The 14,613-nt window shown below is 38.3% G+C and carries 13 protein-coding genes; 2 read left to right on the top strand and 11 right to left on the bottom strand.

Features of this window, described 5'->3' with window-relative positions:
* Window positions 1-46: 46 nt before the first annotated feature.
* Entirely contained in the window at window positions 47-2,110 is a 2,064-nt protein-coding gene (locus BN988_RS01925; RefSeq protein WP_036572692.1) for a sigma 54-interacting transcriptional regulator, read from the bottom strand.
* Window positions 2,111-2,248: 138 nt separating this feature from the next.
* On the opposite strand from BN988_RS01925, the gene BN988_RS01920 reads away from it, so the two are divergent.
* Together BN988_RS01920 and BN988_RS01915 are read left to right on the top strand one after the other, a co-directional pair.
* On the top strand, window positions 2,249-2,491 hold the full coding sequence (locus BN988_RS01920; RefSeq protein ID WP_036572691.1) for a DUF2627 domain-containing protein: 243 nt from the start codon (window positions 2,249-2,251) through the stop codon (window positions 2,489-2,491).
* A gap of 129 nt (window positions 2,492-2,620) precedes the next feature.
* Complete coding sequence (locus BN988_RS01915; protein ID WP_036572689.1) at window positions 2,621-3,967, top strand: aspartate kinase; 1,347 nt, start codon at window positions 2,621-2,623, stop codon at window positions 3,965-3,967.
* A gap of 100 nt (window positions 3,968-4,067) precedes the next feature.
* Here the strand turns inward: BN988_RS01915 and spo0A are convergent, their stop codons facing one another.
* The 10 genes from spo0A to folD form a co-directional block, all read right to left on the bottom strand.
* On the bottom strand, window positions 4,068-4,844 hold the full coding sequence (gene spo0A, locus BN988_RS01910) for a sporulation transcription factor Spo0A (RefSeq protein ID WP_036572687.1): 777 nt from the start codon (window positions 4,842-4,844) through the stop codon (window positions 4,068-4,070).
* Between the two features lie 270 nt (window positions 4,845-5,114).
* Window positions 5,115-6,407: a SpoIVB peptidase gene (gene spoIVB, locus BN988_RS01905; protein ID WP_036572685.1), complete on the bottom strand. Its 1,293-nt coding sequence runs from the start codon at window positions 6,405-6,407 to the stop codon at window positions 5,115-5,117.
* A gap of 303 nt (window positions 6,408-6,710) precedes the next feature.
* Window positions 6,711-8,423, bottom strand: coding sequence for a DNA repair protein RecN (recN, locus tag BN988_RS01900; protein WP_036572683.1), 1,713 nt, complete (start codon window positions 8,421-8,423; stop codon window positions 6,711-6,713).
* Between the two features lie 33 nt (window positions 8,424-8,456).
* Complete coding sequence (gene ahrC, locus BN988_RS01895) at window positions 8,457-8,906, bottom strand: transcriptional regulator AhrC/ArgR (protein WP_036572680.1); 450 nt, start codon at window positions 8,904-8,906, stop codon at window positions 8,457-8,459.
* 205 nt (window positions 8,907-9,111) lie between these two features.
* A complete protein-coding gene (locus BN988_RS01890) occupies window positions 9,112-9,939 on the bottom strand; it encodes a TlyA family RNA methyltransferase (protein ID WP_036572676.1) in 828 nt (275 codons plus the stop codon).
* On the bottom strand, window positions 9,936-10,547 hold the full coding sequence (locus BN988_RS01885) for a membrane protein (RefSeq protein WP_036572673.1): 612 nt from the start codon (window positions 10,545-10,547) through the stop codon (window positions 9,936-9,938). Before BN988_RS01885 ends, BN988_RS01890 begins: the two co-directional genes overlap by 4 nt.
* A gap of 747 nt (window positions 10,548-11,294) precedes the next feature.
* Window positions 11,295-12,179 (bottom strand): polyprenyl synthetase family protein, encoded by an 885-nt coding sequence (locus BN988_RS01880; RefSeq protein ID WP_051557837.1) that lies wholly within the window; start codon window positions 12,177-12,179, stop codon window positions 11,295-11,297.
* On the bottom strand, window positions 12,179-12,412 hold the full coding sequence (locus BN988_RS01875; protein ID WP_036572668.1) for an exodeoxyribonuclease VII small subunit: 234 nt from the start codon (window positions 12,410-12,412) through the stop codon (window positions 12,179-12,181). Before BN988_RS01875 ends, BN988_RS01880 begins: the two co-directional genes overlap by 1 nt.
* The gene (gene xseA, locus BN988_RS01870) at window positions 12,402-13,754 is read right to left on the bottom strand and encodes an exodeoxyribonuclease VII large subunit (protein WP_036572666.1); all 1,353 of its coding nucleotides are present in this window, start codon (window positions 13,752-13,754) and stop codon (window positions 12,402-12,404) included. Before xseA ends, BN988_RS01875 begins: the two co-directional genes overlap by 11 nt.
* Before the next feature lie 2 nt (window positions 13,755-13,756).
* On the bottom strand, window positions 13,757-14,605 hold the full coding sequence (folD, locus tag BN988_RS01865; RefSeq protein WP_036572665.1) for a bifunctional methylenetetrahydrofolate dehydrogenase/methenyltetrahydrofolate cyclohydrolase FolD: 849 nt from the start codon (window positions 14,603-14,605) through the stop codon (window positions 13,757-13,759).
* Window positions 14,606-14,613: the final 8 nt, after the last annotated feature.

Genomic DNA, 14,613 nt, shown 5'->3' with positions numbered 1-14,613 from the left:
GAAATCAAGGTATTGTTGACTTGACGCGAGCATGCAAACATGCAAACTATTGCATGTCGTTCTTTTCAATTTTATATTTTTCCATTTTGTAATAAAGATTACGAATGGAAATTTTTAAATCCTTAGCTGTTTTTGTCTTATTAAAGTTGTTTTGTTTGTATGTTTCATATATATAAGTACGTTCAAATTTTTCCATGGCCTCTTGGAGCGGTTGTCCTTGCCTTGGAATAAAATTCTGAGTGTCTGTTTCTATCCGAGCTGACTGAAGATCAGGAAGATCTTTTGCTTTTATCTCTTCCTGCGACATATCCATGTATATCATGGCACGTCCAATTACATTTTCTAGCTCTCTAATATTACCTGGCCAATGGTAGTTCTTTAACTTACTCAGTGCTTCATCCGAAATCGATTGGATGTTTCGTCCATAATCTTCATTGATTTTTAAGATCATATGCTGAACAAGCACGGGCAGGTCCGATAACCTCTCCTTTAGTCTAGGGATATAAATTGGAAGGCGGTTCAACCGATAATAGAGATCTTCACGAAATGATTTTTTTATTATCGCTTTTTCAAGGTTAACATTTGTCGCAGCAATAATACGAACGTTTATGCTAATTGGCTCTGTGCCACCTACCCGCACAATCTCTTGTTCTTGTAACACACGCAATAATTTCGCTTGCATATTTAATGATAGCTCCCCGATTTCATCAAGGAAAATACTACCGTTATTTGCTTCTTCAAAGTAGCCCTTTTTCCCACCATGCTTTGCTCCTGAAAACGCTCCCTCTTCGTAACCAAATAACTCACTTTCCAAAATTGATTCAGCAATAGCTGCACAATTTACTCGGATGAATTTATTATGCTTCCTGTCACTTTCATTATGAATTGCATGGGCAAATAGTTCCTTCCCAGTACCTGACTCACCTCTTAGCAGTACAATTGCTGGTGTTTTTGCCCCTACCTTTGCCTGCTCCAAAGCTAGCTTCATTTCTACTGAATCCCCAAGAATGTCTCGGAATGTATATTTTGCTTCAAGGTTACGAATGATTTGTCTGGCCCGTCTTAGTTCACTGGTAAGTGATTGAATTTCTGAGACATCATGTAAAACACCGACGCTACCCTTAATTTTGCCATCCACGATGATAGGTGCTACATTAACATAAACATCCTTACGTCCGGGGCCAACTTTCATTCTAACCCCTCTAACAGCTCTTCGGGTCTGGAGTACCTTTAAATGCATGCTTTCCCCTTCGGAAATATCCACTGTTGCCGGTTTACCGATTATATCAGCTTCCTTTAATCCAGTGATTCGTGTATATGCAGGGTTAATCATCATCCCATTCCCGTTTTCATCCACGACGGTGATGGCTTCATCAGAAGAATGAATAATTGCCTCAAGCATCGTTTTTATCTCATTTAGGTCCGTATTTTCCTCAGCAAGGTTCACAACCTCTGTAATATCTTTAAAAACAGCAAACGCACCAACCAAATTTTGCTCAGCGTCTATAACAGGAATTCTCGTAGTAATGATCTGTTTCCCGTTATCAAGCGTTAATTTTTGGTTTACCTCTTTACGCTTATTACGAAGAATCTTTGGCAGACGAGTATTTGGTATAACGGTCTGGATATATTTCCCTTCTACTTGTTTTTTCGCTAGGCCAACAATTTGTTCAGCACTTTTATTCACAAACTGAACAACACCTTGGTTATTAACAACAATCATTCCGTCTCGAATGTTATTTAAAATAAGATGTTGATTGTTCATCTGGAGCTTTATGCGTTCAAGCAAGGCTTCTTTCTCGTTAAAAAGCTCCGAAATTATGTATGCAACACTTCCTGGGATCACAACAGTTTTTCTGTTACGTTTGTCAACGATTTCATCCAGTATCTGTTCTTTACCTGTTGCTTCAATCACAATATCTATATCTTTATCTATCCACTTTTTCCAGTCATGACCTATTTCAATTCCATACTTTTGGGCAACTTCTAAACCTTCAGCCTGTTTGTCAACATCAATTACTGCTACAATATTCATCTGGTTTGCCTGATATAGTATGTTTAACAGAATACTACCGCCTTTACCTGCCCCAACGATAAGTACACGCTTCATCTCATCCCACCTTGCATTAATTTGCACAGTTCTATAATACGCTATCCTGCATAATTTGGCAAATACCTTAAGGGTACATTTAGCGTACAACCTCTGATATAATAGAAAGCAATAAGATATCCAAGGAGAAATCACCATATGAGTAGATCACTTGCTTTAATTGTTCTCTTTATTCCAGGTATTATTGCCGCATTTGGCATTAAACTTATGAGAGACGCACTTTTTTCTGAATTCTATCCTATTTTCCTACATACAGGTATACAATTTGTCGTCGGTCTTCTCTTTTTCATTGCAGGCTTAGGTTTTATCGGAGGTTTTATTGTTTATCGAGATCGGAAAAGACAAAAAAGCAAAGAACAAACAAAAAAGATGGACAAGTAGCCATCTTTTTTTATGGGGACAAGGTTCTACCTTTAAACTTCTAGCTCAAAGCGGTAAATTTTTTAGTGTCCATATTTCTTGATATGTGTTATTATTTTATATAAAAATTATTGATTCAGGAGGCTTTTTATGAAAGTAGCAAAATTTGGGGGAAGCTCGATGGCAACAGCAACCCAACTTCAAAAAGTGGGTAATATAATTCAAGAGGACCCCGCAAGAAAAATTATTGTCGTCTCTGCTCCAGGTAAAAGGACACCTGATGATGTAAAAATAACCGATTTGTTAATTCAGCTCGGTGAAGCATACATAAATGGTGAATCATATGAGCAATGCTATGAGAGAGTCATCGATCGGTTTAGAGAGATAACAGAAGAACTTTCGCTTGATATAACTCTGTTAGAGGACATTGAACAAACAATTAAATCCGTAATAGGTCAAGACACATCTTCAATCTCCAAACTAGATGCCCTAAAGTCTATTGGGGAAGATAGTTCGGCAAAAATTCTTAGCGCTTATCTTTGTTCGATTGGGTTAGCTGCTTCTTATATTAACCCAAAGGATGCTGGCATTATTGTGAGTAATGACCCAGGTAATGCACAAATTCTGGATGATAGCTTTGCAAGAATATACAATTTACGTGAAAAAGTCGGAATATTAGTTATACCTGGTTTTTTCGGATACACAGAGCAAGGCGAATTGATGACTTTCTCTAGAGGTGGTTCTGATATAACGGGATCCATTGTGGCAGCAGGAGTAAAAGCAACCCTCTATGAAAATTTTACAGATGTGGATTCCGTTTATGCGGTTAACCCAACCATTGTAGCAAACCCAAAGGAAATTAGGACATTAACATATAAAGAAATGCGGGAACTTTCCTATGCGGGGTTCTCTGTTTTTCACGATGAAGCACTTATACCAGCTTTTAAAGAACAGATTCCGGTCTGTATTAAAAATACAAATAAACCACACTTGCCAGGAACAAATATTGTAGCTGAGAAAAAACAAGATGAAAAGTGTGTCGTTGGTATTGCAAGTGACACCGGGTTTAGCAGTTTGTATGTAAGTAAATACCTTATGAACAGAGAAATTGGCTTTGGTAGAAAACTATTGAACATCTTAGAGGATGAAGGAGTCTCGTTTGAGCATGCACCCTCTGGTATTGATGATATGTCCGTCATTATACGTGATAGCAAGCTAACAAAAGAGAAAGAAGCTAATATAACGAAGCGTATATACGATGAGCTACATCCTGATACGATCATCATGCACAGGGACTTAGCCATGATTATGGTGGTAGGTGAAGGCTTAGTCAGCACTGTTGGTGTTGCACAAAAGGCAACTACCGCGCTTGCAAGTGCAAATGTGAATATTGAAATGATTAACCAGGGTTCTTCCGAGGTTTCTATGATGTTTGGGATAAAAGCAGAGGACCTTAACCGTTCTGTAGAATCGCTATATCATGTGTTTTTTGATTAAGTAGTATACCACTGCAATAATTTGCAGACTCACTTAACTCTTTAAAGAAAAAAGATGATTCGCTAGCAGGCGAATCATCTTTTTCTTTTATCAAGTTATTTTAACTCGCTTTATGCTCTAATCTCAAACGATCTGCAACCATCGCGATAAATTCGGAATTGGTTGGCTTTGCTTTTGTAATGGAGATAGTATAACCAAATAAAGCGGAAATTGAATCTATATTTCCCCTGCTCCAAGCTACTTCAATCGCATGACGAATCGCCCTCTCAACACGGGAGGCTGTTGTGTTAAATTTCTTAGCAATATCCGGATAAAGAACCTTGGTGATAGAACCAAGTAATTCTATGTCGTTATATACCATTGTAATTGCCTCTCGCAAATACATGTAGCCTTTAATATGTGCTGGCACACCAATTTCATGAATAATATTGGTTATACTAGCTTCAAGGTCTTGCTTCTTTTTCTCTTTACGTACCACCTTTTTGGCGGCAGAAGGCATTGAGTTTGTTCCTTGAACCTGACGAACCTGATCAGCTAAATTGTCAAGATCAAATGGTTTTAATATAAAATAGGATGCACCTAAATCTACGGCCTTTTTCATTACTTCCTCTTGCCCAAATGCCGTTAGCATAATTACGTTTGGCTTATTGCCATCCATTCCACGAACTGTATTTAAAACGGCAAGACCGTCAACATGTGGCATAATAATATCTAATATTAACACGTCGGGTTCATGGTCTTCTAACATTGTAAGACAATCTCTGCCATTAAATGCTGTACCAATTACCTCGATATCTTCTTGCTCTTCAAAGTAATCCTCCATTAACTGCACTAACTCCCTGTTATCATCGACCAAACATACTGATATTTTATCCACTCAAAAGCTCCTCCTTTATGTAGTAACTCTTCTTATTCTTACTTATTCTACACAACTTCTAAATATCCTTTATTTATTTAAAAAACTTTGGCTTTTTTTGCAAATACTAAAAATATCAAAGTTTTACTACGATTTACGATATTATTCGATAAAGTTATACATAATTTGTCGAATAATATTTTCAATGTAAGTATATCATAATGGCGTTATGTTTTCTGTTAATTACAAAAAAAGTGACTTGAATGGAATTAATCCATACAAGTCACTACTTTAGCCCGCCTTTTGCTCTTCCCTAGTTTGTTTATAAATATTAACCCCTGCATCTTGAAGCATCCATTCAATATGAACCCCATATCCTGATGTAGGATCATTGACAAAAACGTGCGTAACAGCCCCAATAATCTTACCATCCTGTATGATAGGACTCCCACTCATGCCCTGCACAATCCCTCCTGTCTTTTTCAGGAGCTCCTTATCCGTTACCTGAATGACCATACCTTTTGTTGCCGGGAATTTTTGAGGTACAGAGCTTACTACCTCAATATCAAATTCCTCCACTTTTTCGTCTTCAAGTACGGTCAGTATCTTTGCTGGACCTTCTTTTACTTCGTGTGATAAAGCTACTGGCAGAGGTTTGTCGTTTTTACCATTTTTAATGGTCTCTTCCAACTTACCAAATATGCCAAACGGTGTATTTTTTGTGATGGATCCAATTTGGTTTTCCTTCACAGAAAACCTTGCTTGCTTTTCACCGGGGACACCATTATTTCCTTTTTCTATAGCCGTAACAGTTGATTTTACAATGGTACCGTCGTGTATCTCAATAGGTTTTTTCGTATCCATATCTGATATAACATGCCCTAAAGCACCATATTTCTTCGATTTTGGTTCATAAAACGTCATTGTACCAATTCCGGCTGCCGAGTCCCTGATATATAGACCGATTTTATAATCTTCTTCCTTATCGTCTAATACTGGAGTCAGTTTCGTATCAATTATTTCCTTGCCCCTTTTTATTTTTACATCTAATGACTTATTTTGTTGACCAGCTTTTTCTACAAATGGCCTTACTTCCTTCATTTCTTTTATCGGTTTCCCATCAATCTCCAACAAAATATCGCCTACCTTAATTTTTGCTTCTTCTCCTGGAGATAATGACTTATCTGCGACGTTTACCAAGTGATGTCCAACAACCAAAACACCTTGGGTGTGAAGTTGTACCCCAATAGATTGCCCTCCTGGAATTACTTTCATATCATCTAAGACAGAGACATCAACTTTTTTTATTGGCAAGCCTGCAACTTCATACATCAGCTGACTATTTCCAGAATCTTTCGTTTCAAAAACAGAACTATCTACGGCCTGTACAGCTTGACTGCTTGAGGCAATGTGCGATTTTTCTCCTAAATTAGGCAGTTCAATCGGAGACTCGTTATGAAAAGTAACGATTTCATCGGGAATGGATAGGTACTGCTTTACAGGGGATATAAAGGGTATGGATAATACGAAAGCAAACAATATCGAGCCAACCCATAGTCGTATTTTATTTTCTTGTGGTTTCAAGTTTCCATTCACTCTCCTCGTTCCTAACCCATACCAACTTATTTATTTCTGTACTTCTAATTTGACCGAACAAGACTTGTTTTAAACTGGTGAAACCTAAGCAAGATGTGTAACATTTCCTTTTTTATCACCTTTAATTTTGGTATAACCTTTTATAAAGGAGCTTTTCTCGTATGTATTGACAACAGGTTGGAAGAAATTTGCATATGTATTAAAATCTTATTAGTTCCGGAAGACTTAATTAAAGCAAAATAAAAAAGCCAGTTATTATAGCATCTGACTTTTTAAGAAAAAATATCCTTTTTATTTGGATTTAAATGTAAGAGCCATGTCAAGTAATTCCTTTGCATGGTCTTTGGCAGTTTCAGTAAGCTTTGTGCCAGTAATCATCCTACTCAATTCCACCACTTGTTGATCAGTCGTCAATTCTTCAACTTTTGTAGCAGTACGGTTGTTACTCTCAGCTTTTTCAATGAGTTTATGGGTATCAGCCATGGCTGCTACTTGTGGCAAGTGAGTTATACATAACACCTGAGAACTACTTGATATTTGATAAATCTTTTCTGCAATAGCTTGAGCCACACGTCCGCTTACTCCTGTATCTACTTCATCGAATATAACGCTAGTTACACCCTGATGTTTGGCAAATATTTTCTTAAGCGCCAACATAATCCGTGATAATTCACCACCTGATGCTACTTTATGAAGATCTTTCAACGGCTCGCCTGCATTTGTAGAAATTAAAAAGCGCACTCTATCAAAGCCATTCTTATGCAACTTTTGCTCACCGAATTTAGCTTCATCGTGATTCGTTTGTTGAAAGGATATTGAAAAGGTCGCCTTCTCCAAATATAGATCTTTTAACTCGTTCTTAATTTCATCCATTAGAGCATTCGCGTTCTCTACTCGCATGTCATGCAACTGTTTGGCCTCAAGATATGCATCTTTCTTCACTTCCTCTATTTGTTCGGAAAGTTTAGCAAGATGGGAATCTTTATTGGTGATTTCCTCCATTTCTTCTTCTATCTTCGCCATATAATGAAGAATATCATTAACGGTAGGTCCGTATTTCTTCTTTAATCTGTTGATTTCATTTAATCTGGATTCTACTTCGTTTAGCCTTTCCGGATTATATTGCTGTGATTCACTATAGTTCCTCAAAGAATAGGTTAATTCCTCCAGGGCATAATAATGATTGGAAATTTCCTCCGCTTTATCACTAATAAACGAATCAAAATTACTGCTTACATCTAAGGCTGTGCGGGCAGTGTTGACCCATTCAAGTCCTTTTTGTTCACCGTATAATGCATTGTAAGCATCTTGCAAAGCAGTATAAATTTTTTCAAAGTTAGCTAAAGACATTCGTTCCTCTTCAAGTGCCGTATCTTCATTCGGTTCCAAGTTTGCCTGTTCTAGCTCTTGGAGCTGGAACTCCAGTAGATCTAAACGGTGTGCCATTTCTTGTTCATTTTCGCTTAATTCTTTATACCTTGTCTTTAAACTACTAAGACGTTCATAAAGGTAGCTATATTCTTTCTTGGTAGCTTTCATCGCTTCCGGATCATAAAGGTCAAGTAATTCTAAATGGCTTTCAGGGTCCATTAAAGACTGTGTTTCATGCTGACTGTGAATATCGATTAATGTTTTTCCAAATTCACGCAGTATACCTAAAGTCACAAGCTTACTATTGACCCGGCATATACTTTTACCGTTCGAAGTAATGGTCCGCTGAAGAACGACTTGTTCATCAGATATCTCAATACCAAAATCCCTGCCCACTTGATAGATGGGGTGCTCTTTTCTATCTAGAGTAAATAAACCTTCAATCTCAGCCTTTTTTGCTCCATGGCGAACAAATTCAACAGATCCTCTGCCACCTGCTAATAATTGAACTGCATCAATGATAATAGACTTACCAGCACCCGTTTCTCCTGTCAGCACAGTTAGCCCTTCATTAAATGTTATGGATATTTGATCAATAATTGCAAAATCCCGAATAGATAATTCTGTTAACATATATAACATTCATCTCCATTTTAGAAATAATCATTAGAGCATCGTTAAAAATCGTTCTTTAATTAGTGCTGCATTCTCCTCTGTTCTGCAAATTATTAGGCATGTATCGTCACCACAAATTGTCCCCATAATTTCTTCCCAATCCAAATTATCAATTAAAGCGCCAACTGCTTGTGCATTTCCTGGGAGTGTTTTAAGGATAATCAGATGACTCGCATGTTCAATTTTCACAAAAGCATCCATGACGAGCCTTTTTAGCTTATCTAGTGGGTTAAATCGTTGATCTGCTGGAAGGCTGTACTTATATTTTCCGTTGGAAGCAGGTACCTTTACTAGATGGAGTTCTTTTATATCACGTGAAACCGTTGCTTGGGTGACTTTATAGTCTAATCTCTTTAGACGATCAACTAGATCATCCTGTGTTTCGATTTCATTTTCTGTTATTAACTCACGTATTTTAATATGACGTTGTATTTTACTCATATAACACCTCTTCATTTTCTATAAAGTGAAACTTCAATCAGTGGGGGTTTTTGTTCATCCCCCACTGGTTGTTAGTTGAACGAATCGGGGGGGTAGCGGCCGTTTACTCCCACTAAAAACTAACGGTTTCACTTCATGTTTCGAAGTGGGAGTTTTACGGACGCTTGCTCCGGGATAAACTCAAACGGCCTACATCAGTAGCCCGTTATTTTTCTTGTGATGTATGGAACTCATGGTGTGCATGCTCTACTACCTCTTCTATTTCGACAGGAGACTCAGGTATTCCTTCCTTTTCTTTTCGCCAGCCAAAGTGCGCAAGAAATTCTATATTACCATCTCCACCTGTAATAGGAGAATATGTAAGGTCAATTAATTCATACTCTTCCTCTGTTGCAAAATGGATAATATCCTTTAATACCTGTTTATGGACTTTCTTGTCACGAACAATTCCCTTTTTCCCCACTTGTTCTCTTCCCGCTTCGAATTGCGGTTTAATTAACGCGATTACATCACTATTTTCTGCAAGCAATTGGCGCAGTACAGGTAAGATAAGTCTTAGCGATATAAAGGAAACATCAATTGTAGCAAGATTAGGAGTACCTTCCTGAAGCATATCCTTGGTGACATATCTAAAATTAGTTCGTTCCATTACAACGACACGATCATCGTTTCGTAGCTTCCAGTCAAGTTGATTATAGCCAACATCGATTGCATAGCTACGCTTCAACCCATTTTGTAATGCACAATCTGTGAAACCACCTGTAGAAGAACCTACATCCACCATTATTTTATCCTTTACTGATATACCAAAGTATTTTAAAGCCTTTTCAAGCTTTAGTCCGCCTCTTCCGACATACGGAATAAGCTTACCTTTTACAGTAAGGGGAATAGTACTATCGACTTTCATACCAGGCTTGTCAAGGCGTTCCTGTTCCGAGTAAACCAATCCCGCCATTATGACTCGCTTTGCCTTTTCTCTAGATTCAATTAAATTCCGTTCAACCAATAGTATGTCTAATCTTGTTTTTGTCATCTTGTCTGTCCTTTATTACGTGTCTTATTTTTTGTAGTGTTAGAAAACACAGTGATTTTTAATTTGTTTTCCACTAGGGATATTACTTTCCCAGCAAAAAAAATGATTCTTGTGGAGGCATTAATCCCAAAATATTTCCCTAATGCTTTCCCACCTACTGTTAATGCAGCTACAATACTTGTTAAGACAACTGATAGAATAATTTGTAGGGTAGAACCATCACCTTCGCCAAACAGGTTGGCGATCTGTAAAACCACGATAGCTGTAGCCGTACCACTGACAATCCCGGAGATATCTCCGATCACGTCATTACAGAAACTCGCAAATCTGTCAGCATTCCTTACGATCATAACTGCTTCCTTAGCTCCAGGTACCCTTTCTGCTGCCATTGCATGGAAAGGTGTCTCATCTGCTGCTGTTGCTGCAATCCCCATCATATCAAATAAAATACCGATGAGAACAATTAATAGGACAATGAACAATCCTACAAACCAAACTACCCCTCCTAAAATAGAGGAAGAGATAACTGAAAAAATAGCCGCTAGCACAAAAGTGATAACGGCAATGGTTAAGCTAAACTTCAAAGAACGCTTTATATTGGGATTCATTTCATACCTCGATTTATTGTTAAAATATGTAGTAAGGAATGGTCATTTAAAAGGTAAAAACTGTGGCTTAGGTCCAGTAGGTTTTCCCAGATGATTACCTCATGTTGCCATGTAGGCGGTTCCCCTTTAAAATCATCTTAGCATTGTCACCAATTGCTAGACTGGATTACCACTTAGTCCACACTATAATCCCTTTTAAAAGTCTTCGAACAGTCTAGGAGATTTCCTCAGCAGCCTTTAACCGTCCCCTAGCCTCTTTTGCAGTGCTGATTTCATAGAGATGAAAATAGTCAACCCATTGGCCATATGAGTTGCTACCTATGACTCTAATCCCCTCAAACACCACTCAAGGCAGGCTACGCTGCAAATATGATGTCCCTTACCATATTGTGCAGGTTCATACCCCATTCCATAATAGCTCCTAGGCTTAGTCGCTACTACAGAGATGGGCCTCCGCGGTAATCGGGTCAACGCCCACATGCCTTTGTGGATCGCCCAAAAACCTTAACTCCCAGCATAAACCCAAGGCTGGGCGCCTCAAGCCTACACAAGGAACTTCATCGATGTGCCCTTTGGCGAATTTTTAGGCCCGCCTTCAGAAACGGAAGACTGACTAGAATACTGCACCATTCCTTTTATAATATTATTATAGCACAAACTCGCACGTTTTTCATTTATTTAAGCTGTTTTTCCAGTAAGTTTCATACTGCTGCTGATTTACTGTACGGTTTATTAAAAAAGGAAAAATTAATAATCACGATTGCTAAAATAATCGGTTAATTCCATTAGAGTCGAGCCTTCAGCTCCAGCAAGCTGCAATGCTTTTTTTGCTTCAATTACATAGTAGTCTTTTCTATTTTGAGCACCTTTAAGTCCCAGTAATTTTGGATAAGTACTCTTTTGATTTTCTTCATCACTTCCAACAGGCTTTCCTAGTTTTTCTTGGTCTCCTGTGACATCAAGAATATCATCCTGCACTTGGAAAATAAGACCAAGATAATATGCGAATTTTTCTAATGCTGCAAGTTGTTTTTCATTCGCACCAGCAATATATGCGCCTGCAAAGACAGCAAACCTTAACAATTCCCCTGTCTTTAATGTATGAATCCGTTCTAACTCTTCTAGAGAAACCGCGCGATCTTCTGCTTCCATGTCAAGTAATTGTCCACCTACCATCCCAGTAGGACCACTTACTTGTGCAAGCATTCTGACTAAGCGAATTCTTTGTTCATCAGAGAGACCTGTATCAGTTCCCACTATTTCAAAACTGTATGTAAGAAGAGCGTCACCAGCTAAAATTGCTGTGGCTTCATTGAAGACTTTATGGTTCGTAGGTTTCCCTCTCCGAAAATCATCATTATCCATAGCTGGCAAATCATCGTGGATAAGGGAGTAGGTATGAATCATTTCAAGGGCAACAGCAGTTGGCAAGGCCTTCTCAAGTTTATCCGCATAAGCCTCGTAGCTTGCTAATAGCAGGATTGGTCTAAGTCTTTTCCCGCCAGCTTCCACAGAATATAGCATAGATTCTTTAAGTACCTCAGGAATTGTTTGTTGATCAAGCTGGTTTATTAATTCTTTTTGAACCAGTTCCTTATTACGATCGATATATAAACTTAAGTCCGTCAAAATCACTCTTCCCCCTCTACATGAAAAGGTTCTAAATCTCCTTGCTCATTCATAATAGTTGTCATCTTTTCTTGCACATTTTTTAACTTGTCATTACAAAGTTTAGAAAGCTTCATTCCATCCTGATAATACGTGATGGCTCTTTCTAATGGGACATCTCCCTCTTCTAATTTTTCAACTAGGCTTTCCAACTCCTTCATTGCCTCTTCAAATGAAAGTTCTTGTTTATCTGTCATTGCTCTCCTCCTCAATATCCTGTACCTGACAGTTTAATTTACCATCTGCTAATGTTACTTCAATATAATCCTTTTTCTCAACATCTTTAACGGACTTAATTAATTCACCCTTTGAACTGTATGGAAGGGCGAATCCTCTTTTCATCGTCTCTAACGGGTTAAGCAAGGTCAATTTGTCAATTAGACTACTCCACTCGGTGGTTTTTCTCTGTAATATTTGAGACATACTAGCATTTTGCCGTTTTTTCATCTCAATAAGACGGTCACCTGCACGGTTAATTTTTTCATTTGGATGTTGGAGGGCAATGCGATTATGCAAATTCCGATAACGCTCTTGCAGGGTTCTAACCTGGTTGGATACCCCTTTTGTTAAAGAGTCTACTGCAGTATCTAGTGCTTGCTCCTTTTGTTTAATAAGCTGTTCAGGGTACCTGAAAGCATATGACTGTTTTAATTGCTTCAACTCTTTCTGGTGGGTAGTTAGTAGTCTTTCTAGCTCTCTTTGTACCGTTTTTCTATTTTTCCTAATGCTTTCAAACAACTCATCCTGAGATTGTACGGCAATTTCTCCTGCAGCAGTTGGGGTTGGAGCACGTAAATCAGCAACAAAATCACTAATCGTTGTGTCTGTTTCATGACCAACCGCCGATATAATAGGGGTCGTTGACTTAAAAATAGCTTCTGCCACTATTTCTTCGTTAAAGCACCAAAGTTCTTCAATTGAGCCACCGCCCCTGCCTACAATAAGCACATCAAGGGAGAGTCTATTGTTTGCTGTTTCTATTGCTTCCACTACTGACTTAGCAGCATTAGGTCCTTGGACCAAAACAGGGATAACGGTTAATGCAGCAATGGGATATCTTCTTTTAATTGTGGTGATAATATCCCTAACCGCTGCACCTGTTGGTGATGTTATGATACCAATACGCTCAGGAAAAAGCGGCAGAGCTTTTTTATATTCTGGGTTAAAGTAGCCTTGCTTGCTTAGCTTTTCTTTTAACTGCTCATAGGCAAGATATAATGCCCCTATTCCATCCGGTTCCATATCCTGTATGTAAAGCTGGTATTGTCCATGGGCTTCATAGACACTTATTTCACCTTTGATTAGCACATTCATTCCATTTTCTGGCCTGAATTTTAAAGACCGATTATTGCCAGCAAACATGACAGACTGCATTCTGGCCTGTTCATCTTTAATTGTCATGTACATATGTCCACGACTATGTTGCTTGAAATTAGAAATTTCCCCTCTTAGCCATACATTTCTTAAGTGAGGATCTGTATCCATTTTACGCTTCAAATATCTAGTTAATGCAGTAACAGTTAAATACTTGTCTTTCACGTCTATGCCAGCCCTTTTGCAGCTTTGATCGTATTTTCAAGCAACATTGTGATCGTCATTGGACCAACTCCACGAGGAACAGGCGTAATGTAAGATGCCTTCTCTTTTGCTGCCTCAAAATCTACATCTCCTGTCAGGGATCCATCTTCCAATCGATTTATCCCTACATCGATCACAACAGCTCCTTCCTTAATATGCTCTGCACGAATCGCATTTATTTTGCCAACTGCCGCAATAAGGATGTCCGCTTGTTGTGTCAATTGCTGTAAATTGGATGTTCTTGAATGGCAATATGTAACAGTAGCATGTTCATTTAACAATAATTGACCTACTGGTTTTCCGACAATATTACTTCGTCCTACTACAACTGCATGCTTTCCAGCAATAGGAATGTTTTTTGATTTAAGCATTGTAATAATGCCGAACGGGGTGCATGGTAAGAATGCATCTTCACCAGTCATCATCCGGCCAATATTGATGGGATGAAAACCATCTACATCTTTTTCAAAGGAAATTGTATCAATTACCTTTTGTTCCCGGATTTGTTTAGGAAGTGGTAATTGTACAAGAATACCGTGAACGGATGGGTCTTCATTAAGTAGTTCAATTTGCTGCAGCAATTGTGCCTCCGTCGTGTCACTATCCATTTCGATTACATCCGAAAGGATCCCTGTCTCCTTACACGCTTTCTTTTTGCCGTTAACATAGCTTTTTGAAGCAGGATTGTCACCAACCAAAATAACGCTTAGTTTGGGATAAATACCACGATCATTTAGCTCTGATACCTTCTGTTTCATTTCCAGTCTCAATTCGTGTGCTAAGTCTTTTCCGCTTATTATTTCTGCAGCCATTGATTACT

The sequence above is a fragment of the Oceanobacillus picturae genome (assembly GCF_000612865.1).
Classification (GTDB): domain Bacteria; phylum Bacillota; class Bacilli; order Bacillales; family Amphibacillaceae; genus Oceanobacillus_B; species Oceanobacillus_B jordanicus.
This window is presented reverse-complemented; position numbering and strand designations above follow the sequence as displayed.

Excerpts from the sequence above, each read along its gene's own strand:
- recN (WP_036572683.1), bottom strand. The coding sequence starts at position 8,423 with ATGTTAACAGAATTATCTATTCGGGATTTTGCAATTATTGATCAAATA.
- BN988_RS01920 (WP_036572691.1), top strand. The coding sequence starts at position 2,249 with ATGAGTAGATCACTTGCTTTAATTGTTCTCTTTATTCCAGGTATTATT.
- BN988_RS01875 (WP_036572668.1), bottom strand. The coding sequence starts at position 12,412 with ATGACAGATAAACAAGAACTTTCATTTGAAGAGGCAATGAAGGAGTTG.
- BN988_RS01885 (WP_036572673.1), bottom strand. The coding sequence starts at position 10,547 with ATGAATCCCAATATAAAGCGTTCTTTGAAGTTTAGCTTAACCATTGCC.
- folD (WP_036572665.1), bottom strand. The coding sequence starts at position 14,605 with ATGGCTGCAGAAATAATAAGCGGAAAAGACTTAGCACACGAATTGAGA.
- BN988_RS01915 (WP_036572689.1), top strand. The coding sequence starts at position 2,621 with ATGAAAGTAGCAAAATTTGGGGGAAGCTCGATGGCAACAGCAACCCAA.
- BN988_RS01925 (WP_036572692.1), bottom strand. The coding sequence starts at position 2,110 with ATGAAGCGTGTACTTATCGTTGGGGCAGGTAAAGGCGGTAGTATTCTG.
- BN988_RS01890 (WP_036572676.1), bottom strand. The coding sequence starts at position 9,939 with ATGACAAAAACAAGATTAGACATACTATTGGTTGAACGGAATTTAATT.
- ahrC (WP_036572680.1), bottom strand. The coding sequence starts at position 8,906 with ATGAGTAAAATACAACGTCATATTAAAATACGTGAGTTAATAACAGAA.